General features: G+C 46.7%; 1 protein-coding gene (running past one end of the window). It reads right to left on the bottom strand.

Annotated features, from left to right (window positions below):
* Positions 1 to 19,496, bottom strand: part of the annotated coding region (locus BV405_RS17735) for a hypothetical protein (RefSeq protein ID WP_086482148.1) (this coding region is incomplete at both ends). The annotated region continues 17,157 nt past the right edge of the window; 19,496 of its 36,653 annotated nt are in view.

The following is a 19,496-nucleotide window of genomic DNA, read 5'->3' as shown; positions in this document are numbered from 1 at the left end:
CTGCAAACTAGTATGACCAACGGAGTTGGTGATCGCTGCGTTCAGGATCAGATCAGAACTTGCGCCACCCGCTTTCAGCAGCAGGTTACCCGAAGATTTAATCAGGGATCCGTTATCAACCGTCAGAGATCCTTCGGTCAATACAAGAGCGAGATCGGCTGCACTATCCAGATCAGACTGAACCGCATCAACCACTGAAGAGTCGGCAATAGTGCCGTCCACTTTCACTCGATGAGTGCTCTGAGACAAGCTACTCAGTTGAAGGGTTGTTGCCTCCGTGATGTACAAGCCACCAGAAGACGTTTGTGCAGTAAGCTGTGAAGTTTCCAAATCCAGGTGATCAGTTGCCTCTCCCAGAGAATTAGCCGCATAAAGGCGAACAGCTTGTGCATAAAGGTTGATATCTGAAGCGTTTACATCCAGTACAGAACCTCCTGCAGTGACACTGATATCACCCCAAACCAGCTGATCAGACAATGATGATGACAAACGATCAGACGACGTACGCGTGTCCAGAAGAGCCAGATAAACATCATCAGCCGCAGCCAAGCGAATATTACCGGCATCAGTTTGAATGCGTGTACCGGCATCCATCGTCAGGCTATGACCCGCTCCTGTCGCTTCAATATCAATATGGGCACCGGCACCAGAAGTCACATCTGCAGTTGCTGCCATCACGATATTGCCGGCAGCAAGAAGCGATATGTGACCAGAGTCAGAGCTGATCGCCTGATTCAGATTCAGGTTACCCGCCATAGATTCAAAGCGGATATTGCCGTTGCCATTTACATCAATCGCCTGATCAAGGGTCAGATCGCCGGTTTTATTCACCAGAACCAGGTTGTGGTCGCCCGAACTAATAGTCAGCCCTGCAAGTGCAGCACCAAGTGGGTCTGGACTTAAAGAGGAACTGCCCTCCTGGTCAATACGATTCACCTGAAGATCATCTACTGCAGCCAAGGTCAAAACACTGGATTCCGTTAGGAAAAGACCGCCATTATCCGCTTTTATCGCCAGATCAACAGCTTCCGTCTCTAGATGATCCATTGCCTCACCTACCGCAGAACCAGCCTCTAACCTGATGTGATTAGCGAATAGATCAACTTGCTGGTCACCATTGTCAGCAGCATCGGTAATACTGCCGGTAACGGCAGTGATCGCAGCGGATCCCCAGCTCGCCTGACCACTTAGAGTTGCCGGAGTCGCATTACGGTCAACATCACTGCGCAGATCAACCAAGCCCAGAACAAGATCCGTCTGAGCCGTCAGACGTGCATGGCCTGCGTTAGTCCGCAACTGTGCGTTAGCTGACATAGTCAGTGCACCTGAAGCAGCCAACAAGTCTAGAGTCTCACCGGATTTCAAAGTAGTAATCAGCAGGTTATCAGCACCAGTACCTAGCGTTAGTGCATCAGCTGCTAACAGGCTGATAGAACCGTTTGTTGTTTCTATGTTTTTTAGAATCGTGATATCGGCAGTATTACCGCTATTCACAGCAGAAATCCGCAGATTGCCACTATCACCTTTCAGAGAGATCAAACCCTCTGAAGTCAGACTTCCATTACCGAGCTCGATAACAGCATCACCACCTGAACCCGACAGTACAAGCCCGTCTGTCAGCACAGTCAGATCCGTACTTTCTGCCAGGTAAAGGCCACCGCTACTAGTATTCGTCGCGGTAACGCCTGCAATCTGAGTTTTCAGCGCAGTAGAGCTGTTACCAATACCGGTCTCAGAGATCAAAGTTACCGTATCGGTTTCGCCTGATAGGTTAACGCTCCCCGCAAAACCGGAAACAACCTGAATACCACCCAATACGGCATCATCAATACCCGCTTTCAACGTGATTGCCATTTCCGCATTGATGGCGCTTAGTTCAATATGCTGTCCTGCAAGGTATTCGACAGACCCCGCATTAGCATCCGTCAGAGTGCCAGCCGCCATCTTGATATGAGTTGCAGCACTGAAACTGATATGGCCGCCATTAGACGAAACATTAGCCCCTTGCAAAATATCAGCGGCATTTGAGGTCAGAGCAATAGAACCACTATCAGTTGCACTGATAACACCGGCTCCAAGCGTTGATACACGACCATCCGCTAGCAAAGAGATAGTCCCAGTAGTCCCTGTAACTGCTTCATTAATGGTAATCGTTTTTCCATCATCAGCTGTTTTCAGGGTTACAGGATCCGCACCCGCATCATGAGCTGTTGTTGAGGCAACAAGAGTGATATTACCGCTGCCAACTGTAGTAATACCTGCACCGGAAACAATCAGAGTATCTTCCGTTTGACCCGCATCAGCCCCCTGTCCGGCAGTAACAGCGGTGCTTGCAACTGCAGACAGGGTGATATTGCCCAGTTCGGTACTGATGACGATATCACCACTACCACCTGTATCTGTCTGAGCCACACGATGCAGAACCAGATCACCCGTAATGTTGTACAGATTGCTTGCTTGAGTGTGAATGCGAATATCACCATCAACACCAGTATTGATAGCATTAAGCTCATTGAGCTCAGTCCAAAGCAGTTGAGTACCCTGCGCAGACTGGACATTCAAAGTATTGGTACGAACAACCTCTGAATCAGGGGATTTATTGGTGTCTTCCTGAATAACGGAGCCATTATTTGAGAACAGAGTCAGCGTTTTCTCCTGACCAACTACCTCAGAGAAAACATCCACTTCATTTCTTATGGTGATATTGCCTTCGGCAATCAACGACAGATCATTGTTCGACTTAAGGATATAACTGCTGGAGATATAGTCCTCTACTGTGATGTTCTTACCGTAGACTTCGACTTTGTCGTAGAAGGTATAGGACTCTGCTTCATTGATGGCACCAATTCGCACATCACCAGTTGTCGTTTTCGCCAACCCAGTACGATTGCCGCTTTCATCGGAAGCTTCTGTACCAATAATAACCTTCTCGAATCCAGGATTCAGAGCTCTGAGATCTGCGTTAGTAATATTCAATGCATTGCTATTACCATCACTGGCAGGAGAAGCCAGATTAATCTGACGACCTGCAGTCTTCGTCTCAATTACAAGCGTTCCGTTGTCATTAGTAATAGATTGAGCACGGTTCACAGGCAAATCAATGGTATCTGCCTGCAGATAAACCAGGTGACCACCATTGGCGAAAGTTACAGTAATGTCATCACGGAAGTAGATACGATCAGCACCACGAACAATCAGGTCGCCATTAATGACCATATTGGCATTAAAGTTAACGGAACCAGATGCATCAATAACAACATCGCCATCAACATTCATAGACATATTGAAGGTGACGTTGTTGGCACCATCCACTGTCAAACCGGTCAAGGCATTATTGCGACCTATCTCCGAGTTAACAGTAACATTTCCGCCATTAGCCTTTAGATCAAGCGTGTCATCACTTCCATCCTGGCTATCCAGATAATGACCGGAGTTAGCCTGCCCCAAGGTAATGCTTCCGGAATTGCCCGTATCTACAAGTGACACAGTACTGCTGTTTGCAGATCCATCAATATTCAGTTCAGAATCTGCTACAAAGGTTCCCGTGCTATCTGTTAAGAAAATATCAGAACCCGAAACCCAATGAACCGTAGCTTTAGCTGTTGCATTTGCCAGGTCTGAACCCTGATAAATTATCTGACCTTCAGAGAAAACTGATCCATCAACAACTGTCAGGTAGTTTGCGCCAGCAATTACAGAGACATCGCCACTGATCTTAATCGAGTCATTAATCAGAATATTATCTTCGGCAGCTACATTCGCCGCCCAGTCAGTGGTGTGACCTGATCCAAATACCGTGATAGAACCATCATTCTTCGCAACCAAGTCCTGATTGATGTTGATATGGCCGCCAGCAGCTGGATTTTTCAGGATCAGGTTATCGTTCACGATAACAGTCTGCTCAATATCCTTATCACCAATATTGATGACATGGCTGCCAGTGTCGCTACCTACAACAATTGCCGAGAAACCCGGTAATAGATGCTGCAGCTCAGAATTATCAATCTGCAGCTGGACATCCGCATCATCGGTTTCACCTAGTGTAATACTGGTATTCGTATCCACAGGCTTGATAGTGACGGTTGCACCCGCTGAGCGGATATCTTCTGTAATTTCCAGTTTGTCAGAAACGATCAGAATATTGTTGCCACCGGCATCTACCGCTGCAGAGAAGTTCTGAGAACCGCTCAGGCCCTTGATATTGGTATTGCCACCACGTGAGCCGGTTGAACGATCATCATTGACAACCGTCACTTCTCCGGTAGCCAAAATGGAGATGTTTTGACGTTCAGTACTCGATACAGTGAGTTTGTATGCATCAACCACAATTGCCATTGGGCTGTAGAAGAAGCCAGATGTTTCCTGACCAATCTGATTTTTGGCAGTAATCGTCAGATGCCCCTGGGTCTGAATATAAGCACCATCTGCGGAACGAAGTACCTGATTATTGCCGATATGATTCGCTACCTGATAAGCCTCAACATTCGCGGTACGGATCTCACCTGTAGCGGTATCAACACTGAACTTACCGTTGCTTAACGCCCAGTCAAGCTGCTCATCAAAGAAGGCACCTGACAAACGCCAATCAGTATTCAACAGATAGTTCTGGTTATTCAAAACTGAACCCTGAGGCGTGGAAATATCAATTCCACCTAAACCATCAACGCGGATACCACCGCTAAGGATAAGGTCTTCACCCTCAGCAGTAAGACTTACCTTGCCACCTTCAGATGTCGAAGTGCGGATATCAGCATTTAGAGCAATGCCAGAAGTTTCTCCGGCAGCATAAAGGGTTACAGATCCCTTTTGAGCAGTAATCGCACCATCAATGGTCAGAGAGCCATCCAGAGTGTTTAGAACCAGATCACCATTTTGCGCAAACTGCTGAAGCTGAACGATGTTGAGATCGCCAACATTCTCCAGATAGATATCACCGGAACCACTGTTCACCAGATCCAAACTGGCAACATCGATCTCCAGAGTTCCACCCAGATGAGAAGCGTGGCCAATACCACCTACAGCCTGAAGCACCAGATTTGCATTCACAGCGCCAATATCAGATGGGCTGTCGCCGGCATCATAAATAGCACCGCCACTGGTGATTGTGAGATCACCTTCAAAGTCTGTACGCAACTTACCGAGAGTAACATCGCCATCACCGGTAATACTGATCTGGCCATCTCCAGCCTGAAGCCAGGTTTGAGTGGTCATCGTAAAGGCACCGGAACCCGCATCTAATGTGACCGCACCATCAACAGAACTCAGGTCAGCCTCAGCAGAGAAGGTCATTCCCTCCTCAGCCGTAATAGTAATTGCACCGGCCCCAGAGGTGATTACCTGATTCATAACAATCGCCCCCAGAGTCGAGGACAGATTCAAGGTAGCGCTGTTACTTAGATCTAGTTCAGTGTTTACAGTAATTGCACCTGTGGAACTCAGTGCCAGATCCGCACCGCCATTGTTCAGAGCAACCACTTCAACAGAATCCGTGTTCTGCAAGTCAACCGCACCGACTGTATTGATGCTCAGAAGATCAGTATTAACAGAACCGGTTACAGCGCCATTGGCATTAATGGACAGTGACGCCATCTCTGCAACAGAACTATCAGAGAAAGTAACTGAACCTGTGGCATTGATAGTCAACTGGCCAAGATCGCCGGTAAAGTCATTAATAACAACATTACCTTCAATATTTAGCAGTACATCACCGCCAGCCATATTCAAGCTGGAGATAACCAGGTCACCGGTCTGAGTTACTGTCAGATCACCATCACCCAGCATTGCCACGCTCAAAGTATTAACTTCACTGTTCAGAGTCAGGTTATCCTTCGAGGTGAGACTAAGCGTGTTAGCAGTAACAGTGCCACCTAGCGCAATACCACCTGCAGTAGATTCCAACTCCACTGAACCACCACCAACATTGATAGATTCAACGATAACTAAGTCATCGCCTGCTTTCAGTTTAATAGTCTCATTATCATGCGTAGGAAGAGCTACAACTGAGAAGGCTCCTGTAACCTCCATCGAAAGATTGCCAGGGTTGCGTTCCGGTAGGATAAGGACATAATCCCCGTCAATTGGAGGGACTGACTCAATATCAAGAACTTCAGCTTGCGCATTTACGCTGAACGGCTTATTCGTCTCCTGAGCAGTAAGCAATAAGTTACTACCAGAGACATCAGTCAGTACAACACCTGAAGCATCAAGTTGTGCCTTAAGATCACTCAGGATAGTGCTCCAGTCTGAAGAAGCGGCTGCAGTGTATGTTGTATTGTTAAGCACTACACTGTAGGCGACATCAACAGACGCGGTACCACCGAAGCTCACCTGACTTTGCTGAGCCTGCTCTATACCTGCATTTTGAGTCAGACGGCTATAGACGGCGTCTGCATAGTTCTCGACCAAAGTGCGATCAATTGTCATTTCACCCAAGGTGAAAGCCGTATTTTTCTCAGCAGCGGTAAGATTCAGAATGCTGGCATTATTAGAATTTATCTCAGCAATTACAGCCAGGTTCGCGTCAGAATTAATCTCAGAAACAAACTTACTGATAATATCTGCACTGGTATCACCATCAGCAGCAACAACCTGATATTCACGCCCCTCAACAGAAAGAGTAAAGACATCGTCAACAAGGACGGACTCTCCACTATGGAGTCTGATTTGATAGGATTCGAAGGCATCTTGGCCAGGCTCTGTACTAATCAAGCTATTAGCTGCAGAAGCTGAATAAACATTAACTGAGTCAATACTGAAAGCAGTATCGTCCGATACCGCAGAGATCACCAACAAGCCATTAGCCGTATCAGCGACAACATTGTATTGAGGATCGCCTGTATTTGGATCAACAACCCCAGAATTCAAAGCATCTGCAAAACTGGTCAGCATCTGCGCGAAAGAAAGCGAACCTCTGTTAAATGTGTATTCATTTCCATCAATCACCAATTGAACAACTGAGTCAGAGCCATAAGTATCAGTTAGTTTTACAACCGATGTTTGGACATTGGATGACGTTGCCTCAATCAAAGGCTGCTCAAAGGTATTACTATTCAACCATCCATCAGCAATGACTGTTTGCTGGTTATCTTCAGCTGTGATATCGGTAAGATCAAAGCTTTCGTTAACGCCCTTCTCAACAAACATCTTCTGACCATTAGCCGTAAAGGTATAGCCTGCATCAGAAAGCGCACTATCTGCATTGAGCGCGTCAGCTAATTCAGTCCAGCTTGCAATACCAGAAACGGTGTAAGCTACGCCATCAAGAGTGATGCCATAAGTCAGATCTGCCGAAGCAGTACTGTAAAACTCAACCAGGTTTATCTGGCTATTATTTTCATCGGCAAGTTGAATGGGCTCTCGATAGGTAGAGCTATTCACCAAATTTTGTTGTAAAACAAACGCATCCACACGGAAGGACTGATTTGCAGCATTCGCTGTCAGGGTCAAGGTTTGATTCGTCGTATCAATGACAATACCAGACTCATCAAATAAGGAATGACTCACAAGCTTTGCTTTTATACCTTCCAGGATTTCTTCCCAAGTGGCATCAGTATCAGATTGATAGATAAATGAGTTAGCAGCAGAAACAAAGCTATCATCCTCTGTTCTGATAACGTCACTGATATCAACCCGATAATCTGCAGCATTGGAAAGCTGAGCAAATGTCAGCACGACCTCCTGTGCTACAGAAGTCCCTGCGGACCGAATCTGAGCTTTGGATACAAGCAGATCTTCAGTAACGCTGAACTCTGTCACTCGGGTAAACATCAAGGCTTCTGCTAAAAACTCCTGATTAACAACGCCTTCAAGCGTTATCTGAGCATCGGAAACAATCGCATTTTGGACGGCTGCGCCAGCTTTTAGTGTCTCTGCAAAACGATCCAGCAAAGCCACCCAAGTGTCACCTTCGGCAACCTCAACACTGTAATCAACACCGTCGATCGTGAGGCTCAGAGTACTTCCCGCTGTCAGATCAACAGAGGTATCAAAACCCAGTTGTACAATCTGAGACTGGTTCTGTCCCGCTTCAGTAACAGTATCCACATCAGCAGATGCCAGAGTGCCTGAACTGGAAACAATACCTGTCATAGTCTGCTGAGAAGTTCCAGTAGCAACGGATGAACCACTGGTAGTCGTGCGAACCTCGATCTGTGTATTTGCCCCCTTGTCATCGGCAGAGTTCATCAGCTGGTAACTGGCATCACCAGAACCCTGTTGCAGCACAACGCGATAAGCAAAAACATCAGCATCCAGATTGTCATAAGCCACTAAATCACTGTCTTGCAGACCACTTGTACTGCTAACCAAATTCTTCCAGTCAGACTCAAGCGGCAGGCCATTTTCATCAAGGATAAGAGCCGGCAGCTCATAAATAGCCCCTTTAGCATCCAGCGTTACAGTGCCGCCGCTCTTATCTGCTCCTGCAATCTGAGCAGCTTCGACCTTATCAACATAAAGGTTTTGGCCTGCTTTGAGTTCAATATCACTGCCGTCGGCAATGTTAAAGGTCTCACGAATCCACAAATGACCGCCTGCGGCAATATCAATCAGGCCGCTCTTAGCACTCACTGATTTCACGTAAAGATCTGTCGCCTCACTAATGCTGATTGCACCAGCATTAGTAGAAACAGCACTCACTGAATTCACCAGTGTATTGAGCTGAATCGCATTAGAGGCCTGAACCTTCAGGTCATCGGCAATAAAGACCGATGCTCCATCAGCAGTAATCGTCGTTGCCTGCAGCCCCATATTCTGTATAGCACCGACAATGCCGCCTGTAACATCCAGACGACCGCCAATTTCAAGCGTAACATTCTCAGCTTTTTCATAACCGGACAGACCGCCAATGAATCCAGACAGTGCCCAGTTATCCTGTAAAGCAACAAAAATATCCTCTTTGGCTCTCAACTCGAAGTTAGACGCCTTGAGAGAGTCGGTGTTGATATTGATATAACCGGTTGACTGTTCGGTGACTGTCTTATCTCCTGTCTCATTGGTATCAATGCCGACCTTGAGGGTAGATTCACCGGTTGCTCTAACAATCACTTCACCAATCATCCCGCCATCTTTAGCGAGGATATCGCCGGAAACACTCACGCTCTTTTCTGAGATGAGTTCTAACTTATCCTGGACAGTAATCGTTCCATCAATGGAGATAAGGTCACCTGATTGGATAATAATGGAGTCTGAACTCAAATCCCCCGGCAGAAGTGCAGAATGATCTTCACCGAAAGTAAACCTTTCACCTGCTCGGTATTCCATGGAAACAGGCGCATTAAAGAAACGATACAGGTCAACGGTCCCTTCAACTGCGCTAAATCCGATACCTTTGGTATACACAATAGATTCGCCAGCAACAGGGGCCGCCGCCTGAATATCACCCAACTCACTTGACAAACGAACAAACTCACCCTGAACAACCGCAGTTTCAGTCACAATAAGGTTATTTTCAGCGGTGATTTCAACACGATTGCCGCCAGAAAGAGCCGTTTGGGCCTTCAGGACAAGCATTCCCACCGTGCTCTCTAAATGGCCATCAGTATCAGACAACAGAATGTCGCCTTGATGGGATTCTGCAGTCAGATAGTTAACTGCTAATTCAAGGTTTTCGATTCCTTTTTCAGCACTAACAATCAGGTGTCCGGCCACTAGGTCAACAGCATCATCCGCAGCCCCTTCAGTTACTGAACCAGAAGAGATCAAGGTCACAATGCCGGCCGAACTGACTGAAGTTAAAGCCTCATCTTCACCATTTGAATTCTTCACGGTGTAGCTTTGATCTGCATCGAGATAGATACCCGCAATAACACTATTGACGGTAATATTACCTTGGGCATTAACGGAGATATCGCGATCTGCTTTGTTAGATAACAGCTTGAGATCATCCATTACTACGCCACTAGCAGCCGTCAAATTAAAGCTACCGTCCATAATCCGGGAATCAGATACAGACAGGGTTCGAGAACCCTGATTCAGGGTCACATCACCACTACTGGTCGTACGGATCTGAACATTTTGAACATTGGTATTCAAAACAACAGGAGCCATAGCATCAATGATCAGCTGGTCGGCCAGAATTTCAGCTCCGGATGCCATGCTGCTAACAGTGCCCTGGGCATTAATGATGACATCACCACGCTCAACTGAGCTCAAATGATCAATCTGAACAGATGCACCCTCACCGGTCTCCAACGTCGTCAACTGAATATCATTACGATCAGAAGTACCAAGGGCCTGAACATCAATCAGAGTCAAATCACCCAAGTTAACTAAAGATAAGCTACCATCAGCTAAGCGGATCTTATCGAGAACCAGGTCACCGGTATTCACCAGCGAAATATCACCCGCACCCGTCAGCTCAAGGCTCATTTGAGAAATGGACGTATTCAGTGTCATCGCATTATCAGCGATAACACTCAGTTGCTCAGCAGTCATCACACCTTTCGACTGGGTAAAGCGCCCCTCAACAGCGGAGATAGCAATACTACTGTTAGCTCCCATTGCTGTTAGAGCGGAGCCATCCAGTTTAATATGGCCACCATAGCCACCTGCTGTCAGCGAGATCACACCAGTATCCGAGGTAGTTGTCAGCTGGCCATCCAGATTCGCATAAATCCCGCCATCCTGACTAATTGACTGGCCAGCCTGCAAGTCAATCTTGCTATCAGCCAGCACAGCAGCTTCCAGATAGAGGTCTCCACCACTTCGAGCGGTTACCGACAAAGTATTTGCGCGTTCTTCGCTTGCTTCAGTACCGATCTCGCCACGAAGAGTCATATCGTTGTTAGATTCAACATCGATATACGCAGCACTCAGATAAGCTGAATCTGAAAGCAGCAAGTTATTGCCGCTCGACAGCGTCAGGTTATCGCCAGCAATTAATTGAGATTGCGAGGCAAAGTCAGCCCCGGCGACTGTAACACCCTTAATCTGAAGATGATCACTGCTGGTCAGCGACAGATTTTCAGTAGCCTGCATAGCACCACTGATATTTGCCTTACCGCCGGCTTGAACAAAAATGTTTTCAGCAGTAATAGAATTACCCGAGAAGCTTGCGCCTATGCCAGATACGGTTTGCTCACCCACCTTTGTCGTCGTGACTGTCTGGGTATCCGTTATATTTTGGGTTTCCCAGACTGTTTGATAGCCGATATCCGGAACCGGAATCTCTTTCTCAATTTCGGCGTAAACGGGGCGATAATCAAAAATCTCATCGGTTTGATAAGTAACACTGTATTCCAGCTGAATACGCTTATCGTAAATGTTGTGCCATTTTGACTCCCAGTCATAGTTGTAGTTGGTGAACGCTTCCTTAACCGTTACTGATTTTTGATCGCGGTAGCGCACATAGTAGCGTTTATCATCCCGCTCCAATGTAGGGGCATCTTTGGTGCGAGCACGAGTTTCTACCTCTGTGTGATTGGCTCCAAGATTGCGAACATAGCTCTTATCAATTCGAGGCATTTTGTCTCTATAGTCAGACCAACCCCATGATGAGTATGAGTAACTATTCACATAACCCAGATACACCTCTTTCCAAGGCGTCCAATACTTAAAGCTGCCGGCTGATTTAGGTGTCGTCGTTTCCGAGTCTCTCAATGTCAGAGAAGACGTATTATTCCAAGACTCAGTTGATTGGCCACCAGACTGAAGGATGTCGAAATACTGATTATCAGCATAAATGGTATTTGTGAACTGGGTAGACTTCGTTCCTTGGTGGCTACCATCAATGTACCATTCCGCAACAGGTGCAGTAGTACTCACAAAAGAGGCCTGAATGGGTGCATCTTCTTTGGACTTTGTCTGCTCTAACCAAGTCCATCTAGGATCATAACTGACCGACTTATCGCTGGCAGAAATGGCCATATCATACTGACGGCTACCTGATCCTACATCGTAAGTAACTGCCCAGTAGGCATTGCCATACTGGTTCATACCTGTTACCTCTAGTCGACCGGAAGCCAGAGCATTCAACTGATCCTGTGTAAAACGAGAGCCCATCTGGTTATAGCTAACAATAGATGAATCCTGATAGCGCCCTACCCATTCACCGCCTGGATTTTCATCAGCGTCAACCCAACTACCACTGGTGTCTGAACCTGACATATTGGCATCATCAGTCAGGTATTTTGCCCCCCCCTCATCAGATACAATGTTAAGTAGATCTGCCTGAGAGCCTTCCGGCATTAAGATGTACTTATCTTTCCAGCCATCGACATCCACATGGTAATAACCCAGAGGGTTATTTTCCCAATCAGGGGTGTAATCTGTGATTTCGGTTACGACATTATTATGTGTCTTATGCAGCACAACATTTGAGTGTTCAAACTCAAACAGCGGCATATAACCCAGATAATTCAGCACCGCCTGGCGCTGAACATCATTCAGTTCACCAAAGGTTTTATAGCCCGTACCTTTTTTATCCTCTCCCTTATAATTGTGATGAGGCTGCTCTGCGACAATAGTGGCTCCTGCTTCACCATATACACCCAGCACATCTACAAAAGACCAAATTGCCGCATTGCTATTATCGTAATCCACGCCTTCAATAAAGAACTCACGGAATTCACGGCCAGCAGGGGCACTCGGGTTGTAATAGCCAATCTGCTTCAGAGTTACGTCCATTGTGACGTACTCTTCCCCAACTTTTACTTTGTCATGATCTACAAGATCAATTGTGGTTGTTGTCACCCATTCAATAACGGGTACTTCAATAACACCAACCGCCACATCTCGAGTGCCAACAACAATTTGAATATTTTCACTGACAAGCTGAATAACAGGACGCTTGAGCTGAGTCTCACCGGCTATTTCAGCAGAAGCCTGGAGTTTGAACTGACCACCTGTTTTTATTTCTATATCACCTTCAGCGGATACTGAACCTGAGTCCAGAACCTGAATCAGACCATCACTTAAGTTATCTACTGCAAGCTCACTTTCCAGCGCGAGTCGAGTGTTTTCAATATTCGCACCGCCTTGCAGACGAACATCTCCCGCAGACTTAGCCAGGCCGGTTATGTTCATTTGGTCGCCGGAGTTAAGCAGTAATAAACCCTGCTCACCAGTCACTTCGACAATACCTGCAATATTCATCATAGGTGCAGCCAGGTGCACCAGAGAATCACCTTTAACAATTGCAGGTATGTTTGAAGGCAGGATGCTACTGGTAGGCGCAGAAAGCAGCAGACTCTCACGGGCGTGCATATAAACCGACGAATTCTCTGCGGTCGCGTAAGCATAACCACCAGCCAGTATATTGATCTGATTACCCAGAACCTGAATGTCATCTTTAACATCGATGGAGCCAGTCAGAGTAACGTTGCCAGAACTGCTGTTAAGTGTTGCAGAACCAGCAGTCGGATTATTGAGATCATCCAACTGCCCTAAGTTACCTTGGATATAGATGCCGTCATTTGAAGCGATCTGAATGTCACCGCCTTCACCAACATCAAGTGAGCCGCCGGAGTTGAAGCCGTTATTGGCATCAAGTTGAATAGATTTAACCCAAACGCCCAATTTACTGCTATGAGTACCGCCGGTGATGCTGAGTTGATCATTCGCATGTAGCAGATTATCAATTGCTACCAGACTATTACTGTTCAGAGTAACGTCAGCCCCAGCATCTTCTGCCCGGATCACGCCGGCCACCTGAATCTGACCGCCGGCACTTAATTTAACCTGACTATCCAAGTTTTCCGCCAAGTTACCGAAACCAGCATTGGAGGTAATCGAACTCTCTTTACTGAGACTAATCCCTATACCATTAGAATCCTGACCTGCCCGAATTTTTACTGTTCCTGTGGCCGCAAGGTATCCACCCTTAGAGTAAACACTCAGATCCTGTTGACTCAGGGCATCACCACCGATATAAACTGATTTATCAGCACGAATATCAATAACAGCACTTTCACCAGCCCAATGCTCGTCATTGCTGGCAAAACCAAATGTCGCACCCGCCTTCAGCGATCCAACCAGATCCAATCGTGAAGCTTTAAGTTTGATTTGACTGTTATCAGCAGTACTGAACAACAGGGCATCAGCCCCCAGTGTGATTTGACCTGTCGCTGTCAGTTCCAACAGACGGCTTGCTTGCAGGATTGCAGCATAAGATTCCTGATCACCAGCAACCGGATCAGTATTGCCCAACGCCATGTTGCGACCAGAAACCAGGCTCAGACGTTGGTTCTCACCGGAAGCATCAATACCAGTATTAAAGATCGTTAGATCCCTTCCTGATTTCGCCAGCATAGATCCTGTAAGGGTTATCTCACCGGAAATAAAGACGTCATGAGTCGCTTCGATATGAATTTCGTTATCGGTCAGAAGTGACGTGTTGCGTGTACTGTTAATGACACCTGCAAGAACGACATTTTGCCCCTTCAGAGCAATCAAACCTGCTGTCTCAATATTGCCCGCATCGGAAGAGAGTTCAAGCGTACCAGCTTCAGCAGTTACACGAACTTCTTTCAGGCCAGGGTTATTATGACCAATCAGGGAGTTAATCAGTACATCGTTCAGACCCGTGATCAGCACCCGACCAGATGCACCTGTAGATTGGAATTCTGCAGAGGAATGAGTAGTTATACTGGTAACGCCAGACTCAACACCCGTTCCAGCATTAATGATGATGTCACGATTTGCCGTCAGATCACCAAAAATCTCGATAGAACGGCTTGCATTGATAATGACATCAGCGTTGTAGCCAGCAGCAATCAGGCTTCCCTTAAGAACGGAATCACCAACCGGAGACAATTCAATATTGCCTGAGCGAGTCTCCAGAATACCCAGAATGCCTAGATCGAGGCCAGAGCCACTTACACCGGATAAGAAGTTAACGCCATCATGTCCAACAATATGGTTCTGAACAGTGACTTTGCCACCCACAGCTCCAGCTTTACCAAGGTTGATCACAGAGCCTTTCTGGCCTGCATCCAGTGCAACATGCCCTTCTGATACAAGATCACCATCTGAAATAGTGCTGAATCCCAGACGACCCAGACCAAACGAACCAGACTGCTTAAGAGCAAACTCATTAAAGCTTGTCAGGCGCATGCGACCATCTTCAACCCTTACTTGAAGATCCTCTGCACCAATTTCCTGCACCGAACCTACTGCCGGAGAGCCTGCCACAGATTCAACAACCAAGAACTCGGTGTTATAGATTGCATTACGCAGATCTTCAGCAAGGTCAGTTACACCCTTATTATCCAGGGTTACATCGCGAGAAAGAGTTACAACTCCGTTGACTTTATGAGTACCCAGATCTATTTCGAGATTTAAGGAAATATCTTCACTGATATCACCATCAGCAAACTCCACGAAACCTTGAGCATCTATCTGATGAGACCAAGGAGTAGCAAGAACTGTCAGATCCCCCGCAGCACTCAGGTTAATTTCCGAATATTGCAGGCCCGTTTTGAGTGTACTGGAACCGTAGATAACAACACCCTGATCCGCAAAACGCTCAACATCAGCAAATGAACCAAGACCTCCACGAACATCAATCAGGCTACCTGCATATAAATCGCGCCCCAAACGCACCTGGCCTTCAGTGGCTTCAATACTGATTTTGGACGCACCTTCCCCGTAGTGTCTGGTCGAGCCTAAGTAGAGACCTCTACTGTCGTAATGATCGCGAACCTCACCACCAGCAACGATTAAGCCAAACAGCTCAGCATCGTGGCCTGATTTGATACGGATTTCACCATCATCATTTGCCGTCGCGATACGAGTACCACCAGGCATTTTCACACCCTTGCCATCACCATCACGCTGCTGACCACCTTCAAGAAGGATCAGTTGATTTGCACGGATAGTGCTGCCGATCTCGACACTGCCACCTGATTCAGTCTTAGCCTGACCGCCAAGATAGAGCTGACCACCGGCTTTCAGGTCAACAGTAGAATCTTCATCAGACCAGTGAATCGTTTCAGAGACCAACTTGCCGTTATCAAATATCTGAGTGGCCGAGCCTCCGGAAAGAATACTGCCAACAATTTCAGCGTGGCCTACAGCATTAATCTGTACCAAGCCTCCTGAACCATCAATGGTTAGACCTGCGGCAGTCAAACCTCCCGCAGACGAGATCTGCACTGAAAGGCCATCATCATCGGCACCCGGTGCTGCCGTCGTTGTTAGAGATACTGAGCGAGATGCCTGAAGAGCCGTGTCCAGCACGATTTTTTGTCCTGCTGATACATATACATCACTATCGCCCTGCCCTATCCAGTTGACACCGTTCTCTCCAATAATGCCTCCGGCAACAACCGCCCCATTAATGATCGCATCCTGGCCTGCATGGAGGCTTACGTGAGTATTCGACGATAAGGTATTAAGCCTAGAAGCAGCATGGATATAGAGACTGATACCTTCGCTATTAGCCCCACCGTTGATATAGGAAGCGGGAACCAAGCCATCAGTTCCAACACCGCCATAGATATTGATATCACCAGTTACCTTAGCCTGCCCTTCCCAGTAAACCCAACTGTCTGACTGAAGTGTCAGGTCAGAGTCTGTTCCCAGAAGGTTGATATTACCTCGTACAATGACTTCTTTTTCACCGGTAATGGCTATGCCTTCGCCATCACCCAGAGTCGTCAGAGTACCGTTCATCAGGAAGCCATAGCCACGCTGACCTACCAGCTCATGAGGCTGCTGAACCTGAATCTCTTCGTAGATACCGTCATTATTTTCATCGTAGGCATAAACTAAGTATTCATGTGCTCCGTCACTGACCAGCCAACGATTTCCTTTAGCGGCAGATGAAGCCTCTAGATCTGCATTACTGTAATGAACCCCCTCGGTAAAGGCTGTCATTACATAATCAAGCAGCTGATCAGAGTTTGGATTAGCATTGAAATAAACAGGCTGTTGATAATGTGCAAGCCCCATTGCTTCCAGAACTATAAACTGCTGATCCGCTTGCAAAGCGTCAAATTCAGTATGCGAACTTTCAGGCAATAGTACCTGCGTCCACTGAATGTCAGAGTTACGATAATCGTACTCATCCTCGAGCAGATCATATGTCCCATCTGCATTCTTGGAAACGTCCCCCTGAACAAAACTCAGTCGGAACTCTTGAGTATTTGAGCTAAACCACACTTGGCCATCAAAGCGACGATAGCCTAACTTCTCAAGAACCAGATTCTGCTGCTCAACTGTCAGGTCAGTCCAATCCACACCGGGAGCGGGCTCATCAAGATCGCCCCAGCTGATTTCCGAGAGCTGATAATCACCTGAATCACCTTCAGAGAAAGCTATGCGAATTTCAGATTCACCTGACTCGGTATCTGCAGCAGGGTTATAAAACACCTGATCCTGATATAGTGCATACCCCATTGAATCAGCAACAGCACTTCGTTGGGCAAAAGTGAGAGATTCAAAACTTGCTAGGTCATCTTCAAGAGCACCACCCCCCCCCCAGTCAATCAGGTTATAGTCAACCTGATTACCAGTTACAAAGCCATGCTTCATCTGCTGGCCTTGAGGAGCTTCGGCATTGTAGAAACTAGTACCTGTAAACTGCTCGAAACCAAGACTGCTAATCACAACCTGCTTTTGCGCATTTGTCAGGCTATCGAAAGAGGCATTCTCAGACGGTGCACCAACATCTCCCCAGAAGATGTTTTTGTTTTGATAATCGGTAACAACACCCTGAGTAAAGGTTTCCAGAATTCTCTTCTCTGGTGTTGCCGTCAGGTTAGTGAAGTAGTAGCCGGAAATCGTTGTTTTAAAGCCCAGTGAATTAGCAACTAGTTCTTTCTGAGCTGTGCTTAAACGCTCAAAGCTGGTATCAACATCCGGAGTTTCCAAAATCCCCCAATCAATCTCACGCACATCATAGTCTGGGAAATAACCCAAATACTTAGCCGCATCAATTTTCTGATTAATGGTCAGATCAGATAACGTGGCATCAGGGGTAGGAGCTCCATCCTTGCTCCAGCTGGCATTGGCATCAAAGTAGTAGGCACCGAAAGTGCTTCTTTTGTCATCCAGTTCACCTGTAGAAGCAATTCGGGAGAACTCAAACTTAGGCTCAACACTGTAACCCAGAGACAAGGCAACAGCTTCCTTCTGCTCCTTACTCAGGCTGTCAAATGCTGTGTTTACAGAAGGCTCAGAAACCCCATACGCAGCCCAGTCGATAGTTTTGTTTGAGTAATCAGCTGATTCGCCCTGAACCAAGCTTGAGGTAAGCTCACCAGTGAGGGCATTGAAGTAGTATGTTCCTGAAAGAACACTGTATCCGTTGGCTTTTGCGTAAGCTATTTGCGCAGCAAGATCAACGCTACCAACTTTGATATCCTCATAGAAAGTATGAGTATTGTCATTGTAAAAACCACCATTTTCATAAGTGGTATATCCTAGGCTCTCGGCTATTCGAGCTTTAACTTCAGGTTCTAAGTCTGAGAATGGCGTGTAATTCGCGATAGAGACAACACCTGCATTATCCGCAAGAGTTAAGCCACTTTCAGAAAGCAAATCTTTTAACTCATTAGAAAGGCTTCCCGACTGTAAGGCGTCAATAATTCGGCTATCGTAATCAGTCTTGGTCAATACTTTGCCAGGAATGGTGTCAAAATAGTCCGCATAATCATTGAATGTCTCACCGTACGCCAGCGACATAGAGCCACCCGTGGTAATCGCACCGGAAAGACGCAATTCGCCCTGAGTGTTTATGTTTAGGGAGGTATCATCGGCGACCTTGACTGGGTCATCCCCTTCAAAAGCAGCACCAACCAACATTGCAGAACCAGAATTCATGATCAGATACTGATCAGAGGTCAGGTTGACCGAGCTATTGCCTCCCAGAGAAGTCAAAACACTACCTTCTAAGAAGCGAATTCCGGTGGAACTGTCGATATTGATCTGACTGCCCGCTGCAGCCGTTTTGATCAGGCTAGCCGAAAGAATAGAGTGAGACGTATCAATTATAATCTGACTGTTATCCGCATAAGTGCGAATCAAACTACCAGTATCACTGAATATAGAGTTAGCTTCAGAACCAAAAGTCACCAGAGCATCGATGCCAGTTGAACCCTGGACACTGATATCAACCAGATTTTCACCCTTGATCCAACCAGAGATAACCAACTGCTCTGATAAGTTAAGATGGGTTTCACGGCCATAAATACCCGCATCCGGAGTTCCCATAGGGTTATGCATATTGGCCCGGCGGACTTCCATAACCCGACCATTAAAGGTCAGACTATCTGAAGACTGCACATCACCAGCTACCGTTATACGATCAGCATAAAGATCTACTACATCGTCAAAGCGGGCGCTGAAATCAAATACACCAAGTTTCTTGTCTTCAACATCACCTAAATACATGGTCACACCATCAGCCTGATGACCAATAGTGATGTGAGCAAAACCATCTTGCAGTGCGGAAAGGTCACCCATTCCGAACTCCATTGAACCGGTTTTGCCACTTACACTGAAATCACGACCAGCGCCAGACTGGCCTGCACCACCGATGCTGTAATTCTGGTTTT

The sequence above is a fragment of the Oceanospirillum sanctuarii genome, assembly GCF_002150805.1.
Classification (GTDB): Bacteria; Pseudomonadota; Gammaproteobacteria; order Pseudomonadales; family Halomonadaceae; genus Oceanospirillum; species Oceanospirillum sanctuarii.
The sequence above is the reverse complement of the archived record's forward strand: the minus strand, read 5'-3'. Positions and strand labels throughout refer to the sequence as shown.